Genomic DNA, 20,365 nt, shown 5'->3' on the forward strand with positions numbered 1-20,365 from the left:
TGTCAGCTCCTTTTCGGGCCGCGCTTGGTCAGGCGCTTGGCGTTGGCACGGGTTTTCTGGCGCAGGGGTTTTAGGGCGGCGGCAGTGATCTGATCGGCACTGTCGCCTTTCAACATTGATTTCGTGGCATCATTCACAGAACGGGTCACCGCGTCGATTTTTTCCGACACCATGCGTTTGTCCTCGGATGGTGTCACCGACCACAGCCCCATCATACCAAGGCTGCGCATGGCAATGACGGCGTTCGCTTCGGCCATCATATGGCCCATCTCCATGGCATTGGAAAAAAACGCGAAGGGATCACTCCGGCGGGCCATCTTAATACCCGTGAAATTCAAGCAGCATGCGCGTACGGCCAGCAGTGAGCGCAGACAGGCAATTTGCACGGATCAGGGACTGGATCGAGCCCCCCTCATAAGGGCTGGCATGTGCATCGCAGGCGGCATCGCGATAGGCGATCCACGTCCGCTGGGCGGTCAACAACGCATCCCCTTTGCCGATTTCATCCCCGAAAGCCTTGGCCGGTTTCCATGCAGCATTCAGCGCGGCATCGGCTTGCTCGTATTTCATATAGGCACAGGCGTTCATCAACGATTGCGTCTGGGGCGAGACACATTCAGCAGCCGATTGCGCCTGAGCCGGACCCGCGCCCAAGCTTCCCAGCAGAACTGCCGCCGCCAAGGCCAGCGGCCCCATTACCTTGCCATTAAAGCCAAAGATACGGCGCGCACCACCAATGGGGATCAACGTGACTTCGCGCTTTTGGCCGGGCTCGAACCGCACAGCCGTACCAGCCGCAATATCAAGCCGTTGACCATGGGCCGCTTCGCGGTCGAATTCCAACGCGGGATTGGTTTCGGCGAAATGATAGTGGCTGCCAACCTGCACAGGCCGGTCGCCGGTATTTGCGACCTCCAGCGTGGTGGTTTCTGCCCCCTCATTGAGGGTCAGCGTACCCTGCGCCGCAATGATCTCTCCGGGGATCATTTGCGCGACTTTCGTGTTTTGGAAAAGGTCGCCCGTGCGCGCAGACCAATAGCCCCTGCCACTCCAATCACAGACAGGCCCAGAAACACCAGCATCCATTCCCCACCATGCGGGGTCACATGCACACCTTCATGCGCCATTGCCGGAGCGGCTGCCAATACCGGGGCTATAAACGATAAATTCTTCATCCTATTTCCTTTTGCCTACCTAATCGGGTTGTGGACGGTCACCAATTTGGTTCCGTCGGGAAAAGTTGCTTCGACTTGAACGTCATGGATTATCTCGGCGACGCCCTCCATACATTGGTCACGGGTGACCACATGGCCGCCGGCTTCCATCATATCCGCAACAGAGCGACCATCGCGTGCGCCTTCGACAACAGCGTCCGTGATCAGCGCAATTGCTTCGGGGTGGTTCAGCTTCACACCGCGCGCCAGCCGCTTGCGGGCGACCTCGGCAGCCATAGAAATCAGCAGCTTGTCTTTTTCTCTGGGGGTCAGTTGCATGGGTTACAGTCTCCAAACACCGGGAAGGGATTGGCCAGAGAGAAGCTCTAGCACAGGGATCATAAAGCGGCGCAGCGCGAGGCTGTCCACCGCCAAAGCGCGCAAAACCAGCAAATCAGCGCGTAGCAGGCTCGCGCCTGCTGTTTCAGGCAGCAATGCGCGCAAAGGGGTCAGCAGCGCTTCGGCTTGGGGGGTGACACAAACCACAGTGGCCACCGCCCCCGCACCAGCGCCCAGCGCGGGGCGGGCCAATTGCGCATGGGCGTCACCATGCAAGCGGATGCCATCGCGGTACAGCGGCGCGCCATCGCGGGTCACGCAAATACGGTCTTCAAGGTGCAAATCATGCACCTGCTCGCCCATGGCTGCACGGCCAAATACCAGCGTCTCACACAGCAACAACTGCGCGGCAGGGGCCAGATCAATCTGCGATTCACGGTTCAATCGGGCACGATCAAACAGGATCGTTTCCTGCGGCAACCACGCAAGGCGCGCCCCCTCGCCCACGGTGATGCGGTTGCGCACGTTGCCGGTGGTGCCATCGGATGTCCGGTAAATACGCTCTGCGGCCTGCGTGCTGATCGACAGATGTGTGTCACGACCAAGCATGGCGTCAACCTCGATCACATCACCGCCGGTTACCCCGCCTGCGGTATTGACCAGAACCGCCTCGGCGTCATCGCGGAAAACTGTTGGCAGGATACATTTCAAACATCCCGCCTGCCGTAGCTGCGCAATATGCGTCTTTCCCGCCCGCGCCTGCACGCCGAGCGTGACCGCACCACGCGCGCGCGGCGGTGTGGCGACCCGCCCCACAAGGGCGTCCGTCAATGGCGAAATGTTATCCAGACTCATCGGCTTCTCTTTAGCATAACTGAGCACAGCCGCGACACAACCGATAGCAATTTTCCACTCTTACCCACACAAAATATACTTCGTTAACCCGTTGCCCAAAACTCAAGCAGACATGCCGTCTGTCGCAATCTCGATCACCGGCCGCGTCCCGCCAAGGCCGGCAAAAGCCATCTGACGACAGGAGAATACAATCACCTGCTGATCTGCTGCCACACGGTGCAGGGCCGTGAACATGGCCGTGATCCGCGTATCATCGGAATAAACCAGCGCATCATCCAGAATAATTGGCATCGGCTTGCCCTGTTTGGCAAACAACCGCGCAAAGGCAAGGCGCGTGAGGATGGCAATCTGCTCTTGGGTCCCCCCGCTTAGCATTTCAACAGGTTCTGCCAGACCGTCCCGCGCAAGCCCCTGCGGCAGCATCGACGCGGGATCAAAGCTAAGTGCGGCACCATCATGCAACAACGCCAGCAGCGGGGTGAGTTCCTGCTGGATCGGACCGAAATAGGCCTCTTGCGCGGCACCGCGTTTGGCGCGCAGTGTCTCCAACAACAAGGTGAGCCCCTTCACCTCATGGGCCAGACGCGCGGCACGTGCAGCGGCAGCCTGCATCCGGCCTTCGGCCTCGTCGCGCTTTTCCTCCACGCCGTCTTCGGCACGGGTGCGGATTGTCGCGCTTAGATCCGTGAGCTGTGTGCGCAGCTGTGCCAGCTCTTCGTCCATGTTGCTGATCGCCGAGCGGGCGCGCGCCAGATCGGCCTGCGCCGTGATCAGATCGGGTGCAGCCGACTGGAGGCGCGCATGTTGGTCCTGCGCATCAGCGGTGGCCACTTGGGCCGCAGAAAAGGCGCGCGCAGCCTCGGCCTTGCGGGCGTTGAAACTGTCGGGGTCCCCATAAGCCGCCGCCGCTGCAGTCTGGGCCTGCTGCGCCCCATCATAGCCTGCTTGCGCACGGACCAGCGCAGCGCGTGCATAATCGCGACCGTCGCGGCTGCGGTCATATTGCGCACGCGCCTCAATCTGCGCCTCTTGCAACGGCTCCAAAGGCACGGCTTTGGGCAGTTCTGCAGCTGGTGATGCATCATCAACTACGCCCAGCGCCTCTATCTCGGCCAGCGCTGTGGCGACGACAGCCTGCATCGCCTCCACACCGTCAGGGGCCAAAGTTTCCAGAATATTCTCGAGCAGAGCCAGCGCGGTCTGAGCCTCGGCTCGGCGCGCGGCCTGAACACGGGCCGCAGCAATGTCGGCCACCCCAACAGCGGCCAGCGCCGCATCAAGACGGGTCTGTGCCTGCGTCACCGCCGCCAGATCCGCAGCCGCATCACCGGGATCCAGAACCATCCGGCCGATGCCGGGCAAATCAAGGGTCTGCGCATGGGCAACCCGGTGCGCACCCGCCTCGAGCACCCCCGCCTCTGACGTGATCCGCGCGGTACCGTCATAATGCAGACGCATCTGCACCCCACCGCTGCGGGCTTCGCCCTGCGCACGTTCCAAGGCGGTTTGCGCCGCTTCGATTTGTTGCAAGGCTTGTGGCGTCACACGCAGTGCCGAAAGCGCAGCCCGCGCTTTTTCGGCCTCGGCGCGTTTTGTTTCAACTTGCGCCAACTGCGCGGCAAGTTTGCTGTGCTTATCCTGCGCATTGGCCAGCAACGCCCCCTTTTGCGCACGGTCCCGCGCCGCCACAGCGTGGTCAAGCGCCTGCCCCGCCTCAGTCAGCGCCGCCTGCGCACTGATGGTCAAAGCTTCGGCTTCGGTGGCTTTAACCGTCGCCTGTTCCAGCGCCTTTGATGTTTCGGCGATCTGTTCACCGGTCGCCTCAAACGCCGTTGCCGCCGCGATCAACCCGTCCAACGTGGCCTGGGCTGCGTCCTGTTCCAACTGTTTGAGCTTTACCAGATCAGCGGCCTGCGCCAGCTTGTCCGCATGGGCGCGCGCCGCATCATGTTCCTGCGTGGCTTTCGCTAATGCCGCCTCCAGCCCTGCGCGCATATCGGGTGCTTCAAGAACCTCAAGCCGCGCCGCAACCTGTCGACGCTGCCCAAGTGCGGCCGAAAGCACCTTGCAGGTTTGCGACAGTTCCGCATGGCGCGCGGTGTATTTCTCGAGCTCTTGCTCGGCTTCGCTCCATGGTCCTTTTGCGACGGGGCGGCCTGTTTTGGTGGCGAGGCGGGCCAATGCTGCAGTTGCCGCTTCGATCACGCGGTCCATACGGCGTCCGCCTGTGACCATGTCAATCTCGCCCGCAACCGAAGACAGCAAATCGCGCCGGGCATCCAGCAATTTGGTTTTATCCGCAGGCGAGCTGCCCAAAGGTTCAAGTGCGGTTATGCCTTGCCGGACCCAAAGCAGACCCGCAGGCCCCTCAAGCCCGGTGTCCATCAGACGGGCGATCCATTGCTCTGCCTCATCGTCCAGCGCAATGACCTTACCCGCCGCATCCATCACCTGCGCCCGCTTTTGTGCAAGAAAGGACTTTTGCACAGTAAAAAGCCCAGCTGGAAGCTCGATTTGGGCCGCCACACGGACAGCGCCACCGGCGGATGGCTGCAAGGCTTTGACCTCTCGAGTGGCGGCACCGTATTTCAGGAAAAACAGCGCATGTAGCGCGTCGAAAAAGGTGGATTTGCCAAACTCATTGGCCTGCGCCACTACCGTTACACCATCCCCGATGCCGGTAATGCTGGCGGTTTGATTTGCGAATTTACGCACATTGGTAAGGGTAAGGCTGCGCAGCTTCATTCAGCACCCTCCTCAGCCACAAAGGAAAACAGCTGTGACAGGGCCGTGGCGGCGATGCGGCGATCCTCTGCGGATAAGTCGCCATCCTGTCCTTGCGCCGACAATGCCTCGGCCGCCTGACGCAGCGCCCCCCCCGAGGGATCAATCGCCTCGAGGTCCGCCCCGTCATGGGCCAGCCGCAGCGCTGTCAGATCCTCCGAAAGACTCAGAAAATCCGGTGCCACGCGTGCCAACGCAGCATTAAGCGCCTGTAGCTGTTGCACCCCGACGCGCCCCTGCGCTGTCACCTGCACCAAGGTATCGCGCCGCTGTGCCAAAGGTGGCAGGGCGGCGGCGACCAGCGACGGGCAGTCTTCCTCAGGCGTGATGTCAAGCGGCAGACGCAGCCAATGCAACGCGCCGGTCTGGACCGGTGTCACCGTGGGAGTGGCCCCTGCTTCGGCAATGCTAACCACAAGGGCACTTCCCATGCCGGTATGTTTGAAGCTATCGGCTTCGGGGGTGCCGGAATACCACGTATTGTCACTTACTTTCAGCTGGCCGTGCCAATCACCAAGCCCCAGATAATCAAGCCCTGCAAGGGCTGCGCGGTCAGGGGCGATGGTGCCGCTTGGCCCTTCGGCGGCAACCGAGCCCAAGCTTTTGAAATCCTGTATCCCGCCATGGCCCAACCCGATGCGGATACCCCCTTCAGGCGTGGCGGCCGCCATCTCAAAGGTTAGATCACGGCCCGGATTTCGTGTGGTGCAGGGCGCAGGCAACAGATACGCACCGCCAAGGTCCATCGGCGCAGCATCCGGCACCAGCATCACATTGTCAGGCCTGTCGCGTGCAATCGTCTGCCACAGCTCGCTTGCCGCGAGGCTGTCGTGGTTACCGGGCATAAGCACCCATGTGACATCCGCGGCTTGCGCCATTGCATTCAGCGCCTGTCGCGTGATCGTCGGGGCCGGTGTTTCCTGATCAAATGTATCCCCTGCCAGCAGAACATGCGCAGCCCCCGCTTCGCGGGCGGCAGCGGCCAAACGGTCCAACACGTCATGGCGCACCTGACGCAAACGCCCGCGCACATCTTCTGCATGGCGGCCAAACGGCTTGCCAAGATGCAGATCGGAACTGTGCAAAAAGCGGAACATTGCGCGATACCCCCCAAGGGAAATAGTAACCAGTTTGGCCACCCGTCCAGTAAAGGGCAAGCCGCGTTTTGCCCTTCCCGCCCCCCGTTGCCAAAACAATTTACGTTCGACCTGAACCAAACTGCCTGTTCACGCGTATGTTACCTAACAAACCTGAGAGGACAGCTATTTTGGACGATCTCAAATCGATCCGACGATCACTACAGTTGCTTTGCCTCATCGCTGTCTTTGTCACGGCATTCTTTGCCAAGGACCTGATTCTACCGATCTTATTGGGCTTTTTGCTGGCGCTCACCCTCAGCCCTCTGGCGCGCAGCCTTACCCGTGCCGGCATACCTAGCGGTATAGCGGCGACATTGATTGTCGGATTTGCCGGTGCAATTGTTCTGATCGTTGTGGGCGTGGCCGCAGGCACTGTCGCGATGTGGTCGGACGAGCTGCCCCAGATGGGGGCGCAGATACAGGCCAAGCTCAGCGGGCTGGCCCAAACCGTCGAAACCGTGCGCCGCGCCACTGAAGAAGTCCAGAATATAGGTGCCGCAGACACAGCCGGGCGCGAAGTCTCTGTGCGTCAACCCGGTCTGCTTGACAGCATCATGAGCACAGGCGTCACCTTGGGCGGGACATTGGCGGTTATGCTGGTGCTGGCGCTGTTTCTTCTGGCCTCCGGGAATATGTTTTATATCAAACTGGTTCAGTCGTTTAACCGGCTCAAAGACAAAAAGCGTGCGCTTGCGGCTGTCTATGAGGTTGAGCAACGTGTGTCGCGCTATCTGCTGACGATTACGTTGATCAATGCCGCTTTGGGGATTTGTATCTGGGCATGGCTGTTTGCCTTGGGTGTGCCCAATGCACAGGTCTTTGGCGTCGCCGGTTTTTTGCTGAACTTCCTACCCTATATCGGCGGCGTGATCGGCGCGTTGATTGCAGGGGCTTATGCGGTCATTACCTTTGACACTGTCGGATACGCCTTACTTGCGCCCATGGGTTATATGTTTCTGACAACCCTTGAAGGGCAGCTGATTACCCCATGGCTGATTGGTCGCCGGCTTGAGATGAACACGGTCGCTGTGTTTCTGACGGTTGTTTTATGGGGGTGGTTATGGGGCATTCCGGGCGCGTTGATTGCAGTGCCGTTTCTGGTGGTCTTCAAAGTGATCTGCGAGAACGTAGAGGCCCTACATATCTTCAGCAACTTCCTTGATAGCCGCCGCAGCATGCCGCCCAGCGACACACCTCCGGAACCGCCGCGCGCCACCTGAGCAGGCAGCGCGCGGTAGTAGTTTCTTAGCTCGCCAAAGACGGCAGCCAAAGCACGATGCCGGGGAATGCCACAAGCAAGGCAATCGTCACCGCATCCGCGATGAAGAAGGGCGTCACGCCGCGGAACACATCCTGCACGGTCAGATCATCGCGCACACCGGCCACAACAAAACAGTTGAGACCGATTGGCGGTGTGATCAGGCAGAACTCGGCCATCTTCACCACCAAAATGCCGAACCAGATCGCGCACATCGGGCCCGACATGCCGAACGCTGCATCCGCTGCGGCAACCGTATCGCCACCGTTCAGCGCCATGACGGCGGGGTACACGACCGGCAAAGTAAGCAACAGCATCCCGATGGCATCCATGAACATACCCAGCACAGCATAGGCCAACAGGATACAGATCAGGATCGTTATCGGTGCCATATCAAGCGAAGTGATCCAGTCTGCAAACGCCTCGGGCAGTTCGGCAAAGCCCAAGAACCGCACATAGATCAGCACCCCCCAGATGATCGAAAAGATCATCACGGTGAGTTTGGCTGTCTCGAGCAGTGCTGCCTTGAGCTTGTCCCAGCGCATTCCACGGTAGAGCGCCATCAGAAAGACGATGAACGCGCCCACGGCGCCGCCTTCAGTCGGGGTACCCCATGCGTCGCCGAAGGGGTTGTAGACAAAGAAGATAATGATCACGACCACCGCCACAATGGGCAAAGCGGGCGGCAGGCTTTCAAAGCGTTCCTTCCACGAAAAGCCCGTGACCGGCGGGCCTACGTTCTTCCAGATCATGGCGATCCCGATGATCAAACCGGCATAGACGATGGCAGAAAACATGCCCGGGATGAAACCAGCAAGCAGCAACATGCCCACGTCCTGTTCCACGATAATCGCATAGATCACCAAAATCGCCGAAGGCGGAATGAGCGAGGCCAATGTGCCGCCAGCGGCCACAACGCCCGCGGCGAACTGTTTATTATAGCCCACTTTCAACATCTCGGGGATGGCGATACGAGCAAACACCGCGGCCGTGGCCACGGACGCGCCTGACACCGCCGCAAAACCCGCGGTGGCAAAAACGGTCGAGACTGCCAAGCCTCCCGGCACCCAAGCAAACCAGCGTTTACATGCCTCGAACAGTGCCGTCGTCAGCTTGGCGTGATAGGCGAGATAGCCGATCATAATGAACACGGGGATCAGGCTCAGCACTTGTGCCGATACTTTGGAATGCGGCGTGAGGCCTGCGATCTTGGTGCTGATTTCAACAGCTTTCCAGAAACGTTCGGGATCATAATCAAACCCGTTCCAGCGCAGCCAGACAAGGCCCACATAACCTGCAAGCCCCGCTGCAAAGGCCACGCGCATGCCCAGCACCACCATGACCAACATACCCAGAGAGGTGTAGATACCGATTTCAATAGGTTCCATCAGTCAGCCCCTTCCATCATCTTTGCTTCGGCCATGGCCTGTTCTTCGACCGTCAGCGACAGCGGCACAGCAACGGGGTTTTCCAACCCCAACACCAATGCGCGGCCATAGCCCCAAACCTGCAACAACAGGCGCAAAACCAGAATGGCAAAGGCGATCGGCACGACCAGTTTGCTGGGCCAGATGGGCAGGCTCACGTCGATCGAGCTGTCGCGCGAACACCACGGGCGCGCGCAATCAAACGAACGGTCGAAATGCTCCCATGCGCCGTAGGTCAAACCGATGATCAGCACCAGCATCAGCACAACCGAAATCAGCTCAAACAACCACAAAACACGACCCCTGAGCGCGTTGACCAGCATATCCATGCGGATATGGCTGCCGTCGCGGGCCACATAGGAAATGCCCATGATCGCAATGATCGGCATCGCGGCCTCGATGTAGTCGACATAGCCCAGCAGCGGACTGCCAAAGAACTTGCGCGCGGTCACCGAATAGGCCGCTAAAAACATCAATGAGAAGATCGCAAGCCCACTTAGCAAAGCGCAAAAACGCTCTAGCGGTAGTAACATGCGGTCAAGTTTGCTTAGCAAACTGGAATCTTCCAGCACTGCGGCGGATCCTGCCATCACCAAACTCCTGTAATAGGTATGAGAAAAGGGCTGCGCGGTGACCGCACAGCCCGTGTGTTATAGATGCGAGAGCCTCCCAGCCCCCGCGCCGTCATTAGTTAGCGGCCTTGGCTTCGGCAAGTGTGGTTTGCACCAGATCATACAGCTCTTGGCCCGGCAGGCCTTGGGCTTCCATGTCGGCAATCCACTTTTCACGGATCGGGTCCGCCGCTTGGGCACGGAATTCGGCCAGTACCTCGTCAGAGATTGTGACCTTTTTCACGCCTTTCTCCTCAAGCACGGCATCCCAACGCTTGAGCAGCTCATCATAGTTGGCGACATAGTGATCCAACGCTTCTTCGACAGAGCTGTCCAGCGCCTCACGCTCATCATCAGACAGGCTGTCATAGGCGTCGATATTCACCACCACAGGGCAGTTCACCGTGCCGGGGTTGAGGTTGGAGGTCCACCAATCTGCCTCGTTGATGGTGCCAAAGCTCAGGTGTGCGTGCTGTGCGAATGAAACGGTATCAACAACACCCGAATCCATCGCCTGAAACGCCTCGGAGGCGGTCACGGATGTTGGCACACCGCCAACGGCCTCGAACGCCTGCCCGATACCGCCGGTGGCACGTACACGCATGCCCTTGAAGTCTTCGAGCGTTTCGCGTGGCGTGCCGGTACCAACAATATTGTACTGAGGCATGGGCGAGGTCATCAGCAGTTTGGCATCCCATTGCGCCATCTCTTCAATCGCCGCCGGGTGGTTGTAGACCGCTTTCGAGACTGCGCGCTCTTGTGCAAGGTTTTCAACCCCGAGGAAAGGCAGCTCAAGTACCGTGATTACGCGGTTCTTGTCGCGGTGATAGCCCGCGCAAAACTGCGCCATCTCGAACGCGCCGATGGAAATACCGTCAAGGTTTTCACGGTTCTTGGACAGGCCACCATAGCTGATGTTCATGGTGAATTCACCATCGGTCTTTTCCGACACCAGCTCGGCGATCTTTTCTACATGCTCGGTAAACGCGCGACGCTTGCCCCAAACCGAAACATTCCATTCCGTGGCCATAGCTTCAGATGCAAAGGCAACCGACATCGTGCTCAGCACAGCACCCGCTACAAACTTATTCATGTTCATCTCCCATTTATTATCAAGGCCGCCCCTTCCCCGCACCTGAAGGCTGTGCAGGTCGTTGATATCCGAACTCTCCCGATGAACCGCAAAGCGCAAGCGCGGCGGTCGCAAGGATACACGCGAGGGGGTGGCAGCCCTCCTGCTTTTGCAGGACAGGCACATCAAAGACTGCAAAGCGATCAAATACAAGCGTTCGCACGGATAAAAATTCACAAAATCCCTTCATCAACCATCAAGAAATTACAGATCTGGCGAAATTGGCCACGCGCTGTAAAAAATTTACAACAGTGCCAGCCATTAAAGGAAATTACTTTACACAAACCGCGCCAACACCGCTCTGTGATATTTCCATGCGCTGGCAAACTACCTAGGCTCCCGTAAAAACGCCCCGCCATAATGCGCGGGAAAGGCGGGCCAATGCGCCCAACCGGAGGAGAATTCCCATGTCGACATCCACAAAAACCTATCCGCCAAGTGCCGAACTGGCCGCCAATGCCCATGTGACTGCTGAGAAATATGACAGCATGTACGCCACTTCGATCAGCGACCCTGACGCCTTTTGGGCCGAACAGGCCACGCGTGTTGACTGGATCAAACCTTTCACCCAAGTCAGCGATGTGGATTTCACCCTTGGCGCGGTTAAAATCAACTGGTTCGCCGATGGGCAATTGAATGTGTCGGCCAACTGTATTGACCGGCACCTTGAAACGCGTGGCGACCAGACCGCGATCATCTGGGAGCCCGACAACCCCGATGAAGGCGCGCAACATATCAGCTACCGCGACCTGCATGCAGGCACTTGTAAAATGGCCAATATCCTGAAGGATTTAGGTGTCGGGCGCGGAGACCGCGTAATTATCTATCTGCCCATGATCCCTGAGGCCGCCTATGCCATGCTGGCCTGCGCACGCATCGGTGCAATCCATTCCATTGTCTTTGCGGGTTTCTCACCTGATGCGTTGGCCGCCCGCGTGAACGGCTGTGACGCCAAGGTCATCATCACCGCCGATCACGCACCCCGCGGCGGGCGGGCTACGCCGCTGAAAACAAATGCCGATCAGGCGCTGCTGCATTGCAAAGACAGCGTGAAATGTCTCGTGGTCAAGCGGACTGGCGGGCAGACGACATGGGTCCAAGACCGCGACTATGACTATAACGCGCTGGCCTCTGAAGCCTCGGACAGCTGCGCGCCAGAGGCGATGAACGCCGAAGACCCGCTGTTCATTCTCTACACTTCCGGCTCGACCGGCCAACCCAAAGGCGTGGTGCATAGCACGGGCGGCTATCTGGTCTATGCTGCAATGACCCATGAGACTGTGTTCGACTATAAAGACGGCGACATCTTCTGGTGCACGGCTGATGTAGGCTGGGTCACTGGGCACAGCTATATCGTTTACGGCCCCCTTGCCAATGGGGCGACCACAGTGATGTTCGAGGGCGTTCCGACCTATCCCGACGCCAGCCGCTTTTGGCAGATCTGCGAAAGCCACAAAGTAAACCAGTTCTACACTGCCCCCACGGCCATCCGCGCGTTGATGGCCAAAGGCCCCGAGTTTGTCGAAAAATGCGATCTAAGCGACCTGCGCATTCTGGGCACGGTGGGTGAGCCGATCAATCCCGAGGCGTGGAACTGGTACAACGATGTGGTAGGCGGCGGGCGCTGCCCCATCGTAGACACATGGTGGCAGACCGAAACCGGCGGCCATTTGATGACCCCCCTGCCCGGTGCCCATGCAATGAAGCCCGGCTCGGCGATGAAACCCTTCTTTGGCATCAAGCCGGTGATCCTGGAACCCACCACAGCCGAAGAGTTGCAAGGCAATCCAGCCGAAGGCGTACTATGCATTGGTGGCAGCTGGCCGGGGCAGATGCGCACCGTTTGGGGCGATCATGAGCGCTTTGAAAAAACCTATTTCGCCGACTATCCCGGCTATTACTTTACCGGTGACGGTTGCAAGCGCGATGAGGACGGCGATTACTGGATCACGGGGCGCGTGGATGATGTGATCAACGTGTCGGGGCACCGCATGGGCACCGCAGAAGTCGAATCCGCCCTTGTCGCCCATGCAAAAGTCGCCGAGGCCGCAGTGGTCGGCTACCCGCATGAAATCAAAGGTCAAGGTATCTATTGCTATGTGACGTTGATGGAAGGCGAGGAATACACCGACGAGCTGCGCGCCGAGCTGCGCACATGGGTTCGGAACGAAATCGGCCCCATTGCATCACCGGACCTGATCCAATGGGCTCCGGGTTTGCCCAAGACCCGTTCGGGCAAGATCATGCGCCGTATCTTGCGCAAGATCGCCGAGAACGACCACAGCACGCTGGGCGATACATCCACGCTGGCGGATCCGGCCGTGGTGGATGATCTGATCGACAACCGCATGAACCAGTAAGCGATCCCTTTCCCCATAAGGCATCTTGTGGGGAAAGGTTCTATTCAAGTTTACATTGTTAAATACTGCATGGCTGGGGTAGCAGGTGACAACGGCGGGCCGGTCTTGTGCCTGCGATATAGAAAGCCCGTGCCCCATGCCTGAACCCCGCCTGAAAATGGTCCTTGTGACCCCGGAAATCCCGTATAACACCGGCGCGATCGGGCGGACATGTGTGGCGCTTGGTCTGGAACTGGTGCTGATCAAACCCTACGGGTTTTCCCTTGATGAAAAATCTGTGCGGCGGGCCGGAACGGATTATTGGAAGCATGTGAACCTGAGCGAATATGACAGCTGGGAACACTTCATAACCGACCGCAATCCTCCCCGTGAGCATCTGCATTTCTTCGAAGAACATGGCGCGCAAAGCTTTTACACGCCTGATTACCCCGAAGACGGTTATCTGGTGTTTGGCTGTGAATCTGCGGGGCTGCCTTCGTCAATCCTTGAGGGGATGGAGGACCGGACGTTTAACCTTCCGATGCTTAGCCCGCTTGTGCGTTCTCTTAATCTGGCCAATGTCGCCTGTGCCGTTGTCTATCAGGCCATGCGCCCCCAGCTTGGCGGCTGAGCGTCCCCCAATGAAATGTGACCGCCCACATTGATGCAAATGCGGGCATCCCAACGTCAAGGCGGCGCATGCTCTAGACAATTACCCGTGCGCATGGCACCGCTCAGGCTATGGAGACTGATATGCAAAGCTTTACACCCGATCCGACCCGCACAACCGACCTGCGCCGCGCCTTGGGGCAATTTGGCACCGGTGTCGCCCTGATCACGGTTCAGACGCCGGAAGGGCCGCTCGGGATAACTGCGAATTCTTTCTCTTCGGTCTCGCTTGATCCGCCTTTGGTATTATGGTCAGCGGCGCGCAGTTCAAAACGGCATGACGCCTTTGCAGGCGATACCCCGTTTTGCATCCACGTCCTTAGCGCCGATCAGATGCCAATCGCCCACCACTTCGCTAGCCAAGGCCATGACTTTGCCCCCTATCCGTGGGAGGCGGGGCCCAACGGCGCGCCAACGCTGCATGGCTGTCTGGCAACCTTCCATTGCAGCCCCTATGCGGTGCATGCAGCTGGTGATCATTCTATCATCCTGGGTCAGATCACATCAGCAGCCACGCAACCCGATGAGCCGGATGGCCTATTGTTCAAGCGCGGCCAATTCGGACGCTTCAGCCCCAACGACTAAAGCGTCCCTGCCCTTACAAGCTGCTTCCTAGTAGTCTTTTTCGAAGAAAACCCCGAGCGATGTTGTCCCGTCAGAGCCAAGCGTGGCTTTGCCGATGATGTTTTTCGTCAGATCAATATTGATCGAAACATCCGCCGTGCCATCCGAGGCCGCCGTGACATCCGTATAAATATTGTCCGAGAGATACTTGCCCACCCGCAGAGCGGTCTCGCCACTGTCGGTTGTGGTCACATCCAGATCATCTAGGCCAAATTCATCGCGCAGATTGCCCACCACGCCCGAACCACCCTTGCCTGCAAGCGTCGCTACTGCATTCGCCAGCTGCAGCGCTTGAAACGGCGAGATTTCGGAAATGCTGCGCCCGAACAGGATTTGCGCCAGCACCTCGTCTTGCGGCCCGTCGGGATCGCTCTCGAAGCTGACTTCGGGGCTGTCCGAAAAGCCTTCGACGATGATGCTTGCTGTGCCTGTCTCGGTATCTGTGGTGGTCACAAAACGGATATAGGGGGTAAAGTCACCCTGAAACTGCGCATAGCCTTCCTCAAGATCGAAACGCTTGCCCAGAATATCCAGCCGCCCACGCACCAGCTCAAAGCGGCCCGTCGATATGATGTTCACCGTGCTGCCCGCCAGACGCAGATTGCCGCCCAGCTCCGCGTCAAGCCCGCGGCCGCGGATGAAAATCCGTCCCGGTGCGTTGACGTTGACATCCAGTGCAAAACCCACGCCTGATGTCTCGCTTCCGTCTGCGCCGCTTGTTTCGCTCTCCTCGACAAGCCCTGCACGGCGGCGCGTGGCCTGATCCTCTGCTCCCGCCCCCACATGAGCGATAACAGGGATGTCCCCGATGCTGGTCAGGCCGGTGGAGGGCACGGTCACTGTGGTCTCACCTACGGTGAGGTCGCCTCGAATTGCCGCACCGCCGGTTAGCGGGCCTGCAAGTTGCAGATCACCGTCAATGGATGTGCGGTAAAGACGCGGATCCTCGATCACGATGTCGTCGAGGTTGATCGCGATATTCGCCGGATAGGCCCCCGTCAGCCCGACATCCCCACTCACGGCCAGATCACCGCCTCCGGTCGAATTACCCGTGATGTCGATATTTGCGCGGCTGTTCGCCAAGTTGATAACAGCGTTAATATCCTCAAGGTTCACCCGCAGATTAGGTGCCGAGAGGGTCGCGCCGGAGGTCTGGATTGTTCCCGACAGCGCCCCCAGCCCGGCAGGGCCATTGAGGGCCAGATCAAAGCGGGCATCCCCTTGCAGGCTGCGCGGCTCGATAAAGGGGGCTGACAATCCCAAAGGTGCGCTGCCGTTGATGTCCATGTCCAGAGACCCGTCCCCCCCCACAAGCCCCGCAACGGTGGCTTGGGTTCCCGCAGGCCCTTGAATCGCAGTATCAAGCTGCCATCCTTGCGCCGTCTGGTTTGCAGTACCGGACACATTCAGCGCGCCCCTCAAATCAGGCACCAAAGACGCGATATTAGGCAGGCCCGCCGAAAATCTGATCGCCGGATTATCCCCTGTCACCACGCCATTTGCCGAACCGCTGCTGCTGTAGGGGCCATTAAAGCTGGTATCGACGGCAAAGCCTGCATCGGTCTGGCGCAAGGAGCCACGGGCCGTAAACGGACCGTTCACGCCGGGCGCAAGGGAGGCCACATTGGGCAGCGCCGCATTGAAGGTCACGTCCACCGCAGGCGTTAACGCGCCAGCGACGGCAACATTGGCTCCGTAAGGGCCGGTCGCCTTGCTGTCGATCTCGAAACCGCTATCGGTCTGGCGCAACTGGCCTGTGGCACGCAGGGTACCATTCACCTGTGGCACCACCTGCTGCACATCGGGCAATGCCAGATCAAAGTTGATGGCGACTTTTGGTGTGATCGTGCCATCCACAGACAGATCAGCGGCATAGGGGCCGCTTGCGTCTGTATCAATCTCGAAGCCGGTCGAGGTCTGGCGCAAACGCCCTGTTGCATTGAGCGGCCCGCTGACCTGCGGCGAGATGGCAGAAAGCTCCGGCACGGAGAGGTCAAAGCCCACATTGACCGACGGCGTCACCAAACCATTGATGTCTGCGGTGGCATTGTAGGGACCTGTCGCATTGGTTTGCAGCAAATAGCCTTCGGGGGTCTGGCGCAGATTGCCGGTTGCGACAAGCGCCCCCTCGACCCCTTCGGAAAATTTGGAAAGATCAGGCACGTTTGCGTCAAACTGCAAATCGGCGTCCTCACCGGTGGCGATCCCGTCAAGGGTAAGCTTTACCTCATAGGGGCCATCTGCATCCACATCGACCTGCCAGCCGGCCTCACCACGTTTACTGGCCGTGCCGGTCAGGCTAACGGGGCCTTCATATTGCGGCAATATCGTCGCGATGTCGAAAAGTTCGACATCGGCATCCACGCTGCTGTCAGCACTGCTCAGAGAGGCTTCGCCGGTGAATGACATTGCCGCATTGCTCAGATCGAGATCACGCAAAAACGTGCCTGTCTCGTCGCGCACGGCGTTCATTGTCAAATTCGTACGGCCCGCCAAAAGCGCATCCGCCTGTGAAATACCTGTTTTGATGTCATCCGCTGTGCCTGTGGCTTCCAGATCGAATTCCCCGCTCAGCGGCGTCACGCTGCCTTTCAACTCAAGCGACGTTGCCCCATCCAGCTCGCGCCCCGCAAGTGCGGAAAACCGCCCCAGATCGCTCGCTGTCAAAAGTGCGTCCAGCGTTGTCTCAAGCCCCTCACCGATACCGTTAAACACCACATCCCCTGTCAGGCTGTAGTCGCTGCCTTGCAGGTCCAGATCGGACACGCGCAAAGGCTCGTCTTCGGTATAGTCGATTTTGGTTGTGGCGTTGATTTCGGAACCGACCGCTTCGGCCAGCGCGGCATCCAAAAGCGAAAGACCGCGCGCGGCAAATGTCACATCGCTTTGCAGCTCACCGATACTGCTTTGCACGCCGGTGATTGTACCGGTTGACCGCAAAACGGTTTGATCCACCGTGCCCGCAGAGGTCGCAATATCGGAGATGTTGAAAATCGCCTCATAGGCGTCGCTTTGAGCGGTGTCATAAGTCACGTTGAGCACGACACGACCCACAGTTGTATCACCGCCGCCACCGGGAAGCAGCACGGGCTGTTTATCCGCCCGCGAGATGTTGCCTGTGATGTCGATATAGGTCGGCCATTTTTCGTCAGAAAGGCTCAGCTCACCCTGAAGATCAACCGCTGCCGCTTGCAGATCAAGCGCACTCAACGTGACAGCACCATCCGCACCCATCAATGCGTCCATCTTCAGCTCAACGTGATCGCCAAAGAAATCGCGGTATTGGGGCAAAACAACAGCCGTGATATCGCCGCCAATGTCCGCAACGATACGGCGATCGGGGTCGGAATCGTCGCCCTGCGTGCTTAGCCGTACCTCACCACCAAGACGCTCGGCCCCGTCTGTATCCAGCTTGACCACCGTCACCAGATCCCCCAGCGGGCCATTGGCCGTGACGTTCATATCGACCGAGGGCTCATCAGGGATATTCAATAGGGTCGACACCAACCCACCCTCGTCCTCGCTAAGCGTCAGCTCCATATCAAGCTGATCATCCCCGCGCGACAGTTTGGCCATCAGGTCAAACGCCCCGCGTTTGCCATCGGTCCGGTTGGCTGTGAATGCCATATCCAGACCGTCATCATTCAGCACCGCATTCGCATTCATCTCGAACTGTGCATCCTGCCCGACCAGAGGTGCGCCAAGAGAAACCTCATCAATCCGCAGCGCCGCAATATTCACCGATACCGGCAGATCAGGCAGCGTGGGCATGGTGAACGGTTCTGCTTCGGCATCCGGCAATGTTTCTTCTTCGCCTTTCGGCAAACGCGGCATATCAATGCGCGCGGCGCTCAGCTCTTCCACATCCAGACGTCCGCGCAATAGCGCCGACCGGTTCCAATCCAGCACGACGTCTTCCATCGTCAGCCAGACCCCGTCAGCATCCGATATTGTCATCCGGTCAAAAGAGGCTTCGGAGCTGAGCACACCGCGAAAGCCGCTGATATCCACAGTGCGCCCTGCACCGCTGAGCAGCTCCTGAATTTTTGAAACGATAAAGCCTTTGTCTTCCTCGGTTTGGTCCTGCGCCCTGGCGGGCGTTACAACCGTGAGAAGCATAAGCGAGAGGGCGAACGGCAACATGCGCATCAGAAGGACTGCCCTATACCAATATAAACCTGAAAATTCTCGTCGGATTCGGACCCTGACGTCGGCACAGCGACGTCAAAACGAATGGGCCCGATCCCTGTTTTATACCGCAGGCCAAGGCCGGCACCTGATTGCCATTCGCCTGAGCCGTCAAAAAACTCCTCAGGACCAACATAGCCGGCATCGGCAAAGGCTACGACGCCGATTGTGTCGGTCACGCTTACGCGGACCTCGCCTGACACCCCGACAAAACTACGCCCGCCGCTTGTATCATCCCCGACATCGACACCAAGGCTCTGGTATTCCTGCCCGCGCACCGTGCCTCCCCCGCCAGAGAAGAACAGGTAATCCGCAGGAGCAACATCAAGGTCAGGCCCGAAAACCGAGCCCGCCAACCCACGAAACGCCAGTGTTACGGGGCGGGCTTCTCCGAATGTGTGGTAACCGCGCAAATCAAAATAGCTGCGCACACCGTGATCCGCCCCAGCCACTGCCACAAACGGCATCACTTCGGCACTAAGATAGTAGCCCTTTGTCGCATCCAACTTGTTATCGCGGTAATCTAGGACGGCCCCCAACGGCAAGGTCAGCAACGTATAATCGTTGTCCCCGAATGCATCACGTGTCTCGGCCGTAATAAACCCCACACCAGCTGAATAGGTCTGGTTCTCGTTGCGAAGCCAATCAAGCCCGGCTTCCACTTCGATGTTGCGCGAAAAGAAGAACTCCTGATCGAGTTGTTCGATCGTGGCCTCGACGAAGAGGTTGGTATCCTCATTGAACGTTGCCGGGCGGTCAAACCGCACCCCAAGCGAATAATCAATGCCGCCGGAATCGCCGGCAATGCCGGTTATCTCGGCATCAAACCGCAATCGCTCTGCACCGCCAAGCAAGTTGCGGTGCATCCAGAAAGCGCTTGTTGTGAACCCTTCATCCGTCGAATATTCCGCCCCGAATCCGATCCGGCGCTTGGGGGCGTCGATGATTTCGGCCTTGATCGGCAAGGTATCATCGCCGTCGACCACCTCACCTTCGCTAAGAGATACCGCGTTGAAAGCCCCCGTGCGGCGCAGGCGTTCGCTCGCAAGGCGTATCTCTTCGGGCGAAAAAACCTCGCCCTCGGGCAGGCCCGCGATTTCGATAATGCGCTCGCGGCGCACGTCGGATTCGCCCTCTACAACAAGCGGACCAAAACGCAGCCGCGGGCCCGGTGCCAGTTCCAGATTGGCATCCAGACGTTGCTGGTCGTGGTTTGCCGTCAATTCCTGTTTGCTTAGCGCAGCCTTGGCGTGGCCCTGCGCCCGCCACCCCGTCACACCGGCAGAAACCGCCTCCGTCAAGGCACCAAGCCTTGCGGTACGCCCACCTTCGAAATCCTCGGGCAGCTGCGTGCCGTCAGCCACAGGCGCAATGCCCACGCGTCCAAAAAGAAACTTGGGACCCGGATCAATCTTGACAACAACGCGTGTGATGCTGCTTGGCGGCTCGACCGGAGGGATGGTCGACGCTTCGCGCCCGTCCACCGAAATGTTGATCACCGCGGCGTAGAACCCATTGTCGTACAGCACGGCAAGCAGCCGCTTGTAATCGGCCTGCGCGGCTGCGACGATTTCGGAGGGGGAGGGCTTGTTCTCTTCCAGCAGGGTTTGCTCGATCAACAAAGAGCCCCCGCGCAGCTCGGCGTTCAGGCTGTCTTTTGACACCCCTTCCAACGCCACCTCGGCCGCGAAAGCAGGTGCCGACGCGGCCCATACAAAAGCTGCTCCCACAGCTGTTCGCTGCAAGGACATCCATGCTGTCGATTTCAAATTACTACCCTCAGTCTCGGACCGTGGCAGTATGGCCCGCTTTTTTGCGGGCTCTCGAGCCATCGGTGTTACACACG

16 protein-coding genes and 1 pseudogene are annotated in these 20,365 nt (G+C 58.9%); 4 read left to right on the forward strand and 13 right to left on the reverse strand.

All coding sequences use genetic code 11. The features are described 5' to 3' along the window. Window positions 1-2: 2 nt before the first annotated feature. The 8 genes and pseudogenes from ABJM03_RS02490 to ABJM03_RS02525 all read right to left on the reverse strand — a co-directional run bounded on the left by ABJM03_RS02490 (window position 3) and on the right by ABJM03_RS02525 (window position 6,229). Window positions 3-317: an antifreeze protein gene (locus tag ABJM03_RS02490; RefSeq protein ID WP_348415307.1), complete on the reverse strand. Its 315-nt coding sequence runs from the start codon at window positions 315-317 to the stop codon at window positions 3-5. A 1-nt stretch (window position 318) separates the two neighbouring features. Then, window positions 319-696 (reverse strand): lysozyme inhibitor LprI family protein, encoded by a 378-nt coding sequence (locus ABJM03_RS02495; RefSeq protein ID WP_348415334.1) that lies wholly within the window; start codon window positions 694-696, stop codon window positions 319-321. Then, window positions 685-987: pseudogene (locus ABJM03_RS02500) on the reverse strand (urease subunit beta); the annotation flags it as partial. The gene ABJM03_RS02495 and the pseudogene ABJM03_RS02500, both read right to left, overlap by 12 nt. Next, window positions 984-1,175 (reverse strand): hypothetical protein, encoded by a 192-nt coding sequence (locus ABJM03_RS02505; RefSeq protein ID WP_348415308.1) that lies wholly within the window; start codon window positions 1,173-1,175, stop codon window positions 984-986. The pseudogene ABJM03_RS02500 and the gene ABJM03_RS02505, both read right to left, overlap by 4 nt. A gap of 15 nt (window positions 1,176-1,190) precedes the next feature. Next, a complete protein-coding gene (locus ABJM03_RS02510) occupies window positions 1,191-1,493 on the reverse strand; it encodes an urease subunit gamma (protein ID WP_348415309.1) in 303 nt (100 codons plus the stop codon). 3 nt (window positions 1,494-1,496) lie between these two features. Then, window positions 1,497-2,348, reverse strand: a complete 852-nt coding sequence (locus ABJM03_RS02515; protein WP_348415310.1) for an urease accessory protein UreD — start codon at window positions 2,346-2,348, stop codon at window positions 1,497-1,499. A gap of 102 nt (window positions 2,349-2,450) precedes the next feature. Beyond that, window positions 2,451-5,093 (reverse strand): AAA family ATPase, encoded by a 2,643-nt coding sequence (locus ABJM03_RS02520; RefSeq protein WP_348415311.1) that lies wholly within the window; start codon window positions 5,091-5,093, stop codon window positions 2,451-2,453. After that, the gene (locus ABJM03_RS02525; RefSeq protein ID WP_348415312.1) at window positions 5,090-6,229 is read right to left on the reverse strand and encodes a metallophosphoesterase; all 1,140 of its coding nucleotides are present in this window, start codon (window positions 6,227-6,229) and stop codon (window positions 5,090-5,092) included. Before ABJM03_RS02525 ends, ABJM03_RS02520 begins: the two co-directional genes overlap by 4 nt. Before the next feature lie 170 nt (window positions 6,230-6,399). Here ABJM03_RS02525 and ABJM03_RS02530 point away from each other — a divergent pair, with 170 nt between their 5' ends. Then, window positions 6,400-7,491 carry an AI-2E family transporter gene (locus ABJM03_RS02530; RefSeq protein ID WP_348415313.1) on the forward strand — a complete coding sequence of 364 codons (1,092 nt, stop codon included), beginning with the start codon at window positions 6,400-6,402 and terminating at the stop codon, window positions 7,489-7,491. Between the two features lie 25 nt (window positions 7,492-7,516). Here ABJM03_RS02530 and ABJM03_RS02535 read toward each other — a convergent pair whose 3' ends face one another. The 3 genes from ABJM03_RS02535 to ABJM03_RS02545 form a co-directional block, all read right to left on the reverse strand. Then, window positions 7,517-8,917 carry a TRAP transporter large permease gene (locus ABJM03_RS02535; RefSeq protein ID WP_348415314.1) on the reverse strand — a complete coding sequence of 467 codons (1,401 nt, stop codon included), beginning with the start codon at window positions 8,915-8,917 and terminating at the stop codon, window positions 7,517-7,519. Further along, on the reverse strand, window positions 8,917-9,546 hold the full coding sequence (locus ABJM03_RS02540) for a TRAP transporter small permease (protein WP_348415315.1): 630 nt from the start codon (window positions 9,544-9,546) through the stop codon (window positions 8,917-8,919). Before ABJM03_RS02540 ends, ABJM03_RS02535 begins: the two co-directional genes overlap by 1 nt. 97 nt (window positions 9,547-9,643) lie before the next feature. Further along, window positions 9,644-10,660, reverse strand: a complete 1,017-nt coding sequence (locus ABJM03_RS02545; RefSeq protein ID WP_348415316.1) for a C4-dicarboxylate TRAP transporter substrate-binding protein — start codon at window positions 10,658-10,660, stop codon at window positions 9,644-9,646. Window positions 10,661-11,106: 446 nt separating this feature from the next. Here ABJM03_RS02545 and acs point away from each other — a divergent pair, with 446 nt between their 5' ends. The 3 genes from acs to ABJM03_RS02560 all read left to right on the forward strand — a co-directional run bounded on the left by acs (window position 11,107) and on the right by ABJM03_RS02560 (window position 14,292). After that, window positions 11,107-13,059: an acetate--CoA ligase gene (acs, locus tag ABJM03_RS02550; RefSeq protein ID WP_348415317.1), complete on the forward strand. Its 1,953-nt coding sequence runs from the start codon at window positions 11,107-11,109 to the stop codon at window positions 13,057-13,059. A 136-nt stretch (window positions 13,060-13,195) separates the two neighbouring features. Next, entirely contained in the window at window positions 13,196-13,669 is a 474-nt protein-coding gene (locus ABJM03_RS02555) for a tRNA (cytidine(34)-2'-O)-methyltransferase (RefSeq protein ID WP_348415318.1), read from the forward strand. A gap of 122 nt (window positions 13,670-13,791) precedes the next feature. Further along, on the forward strand, window positions 13,792-14,292 hold the full coding sequence (locus tag ABJM03_RS02560) for a flavin reductase family protein (RefSeq protein ID WP_348415319.1): 501 nt from the start codon (window positions 13,792-13,794) through the stop codon (window positions 14,290-14,292). 27 nt (window positions 14,293-14,319) lie between these two features. Here the strand turns inward: ABJM03_RS02560 and ABJM03_RS02565 are convergent, their stop codons facing one another. Together ABJM03_RS02565 and ABJM03_RS02570 are read right to left on the reverse strand one after the other, a co-directional pair. Then, the gene (locus ABJM03_RS02565; RefSeq protein WP_348415320.1) at window positions 14,320-18,480 is read right to left on the reverse strand and encodes a translocation/assembly module TamB domain-containing protein; all 4,161 of its coding nucleotides are present in this window, start codon (window positions 18,478-18,480) and stop codon (window positions 14,320-14,322) included. Further along, entirely contained in the window at window positions 18,480-20,288 is a 1,809-nt protein-coding gene (locus tag ABJM03_RS02570) for an autotransporter assembly complex family protein (protein ID WP_348415321.1), read from the reverse strand. Before ABJM03_RS02570 ends, ABJM03_RS02565 begins: the two co-directional genes overlap by 1 nt. Window positions 20,289-20,365: the final 77 nt, after the last annotated feature.

The organism is Sulfitobacter sp. (genome assembly GCF_039977885.1).
GTDB lineage: Bacteria > Pseudomonadota > Alphaproteobacteria > Rhodobacterales > Rhodobacteraceae > Sulfitobacter.

Coding starts and splice junctions, on each gene's coding strand:
- ABJM03_RS02555 (WP_348415318.1), top strand. CDS start 13,196: ATGCCTGAACCCCGCCTGAAAATGGTCCTTGTGACCCCGGAAATCCCG.
- ABJM03_RS02525 (WP_348415312.1), bottom strand. CDS start 6,229: ATGTTCCGCTTTTTGCACAGTTCCGATCTGCATCTTGGCAAGCCGTTT.
- acs (WP_348415317.1), top strand. CDS start 11,107: ATGTCGACATCCACAAAAACCTATCCGCCAAGTGCCGAACTGGCCGCC.
- ABJM03_RS02490 (WP_348415307.1), bottom strand. CDS start 317: ATGGCCCGCCGGAGTGATCCCTTCGCGTTTTTTTCCAATGCCATGGAG.
- ABJM03_RS02505 (WP_348415308.1), bottom strand. CDS start 1,175: ATGAAGAATTTATCGTTTATAGCCCCGGTATTGGCAGCCGCTCCGGCA.
- ABJM03_RS02545 (WP_348415316.1), bottom strand. CDS start 10,660: ATGAATAAGTTTGTAGCGGGTGCTGTGCTGAGCACGATGTCGGTTGCC.
- ABJM03_RS02520 (WP_348415311.1), bottom strand. CDS start 5,093: ATGAAGCTGCGCAGCCTTACCCTTACCAATGTGCGTAAATTCGCAAAT.
- ABJM03_RS02535 (WP_348415314.1), bottom strand. CDS start 8,917: ATGGAACCTATTGAAATCGGTATCTACACCTCTCTGGGTATGTTGGTC.
- ABJM03_RS02540 (WP_348415315.1), bottom strand. CDS start 9,546: ATGGCAGGATCCGCCGCAGTGCTGGAAGATTCCAGTTTGCTAAGCAAA.
- ABJM03_RS02515 (WP_348415310.1), bottom strand. CDS start 2,348: ATGAGTCTGGATAACATTTCGCCATTGACGGACGCCCTTGTGGGGCGG.
- ABJM03_RS02565 (WP_348415320.1), bottom strand. CDS start 18,480: ATGCGCATGTTGCCGTTCGCCCTCTCGCTTATGCTTCTCACGGTTGTA.
- ABJM03_RS02495 (WP_348415334.1), bottom strand. CDS start 696: ATGGGGCCGCTGGCCTTGGCGGCGGCAGTTCTGCTGGGAAGCTTGGGC.
- ABJM03_RS02560 (WP_348415319.1), top strand. CDS start 13,792: ATGCAAAGCTTTACACCCGATCCGACCCGCACAACCGACCTGCGCCGC.
- ABJM03_RS02510 (WP_348415309.1), bottom strand. CDS start 1,493: ATGCAACTGACCCCCAGAGAAAAAGACAAGCTGCTGATTTCTATGGCT.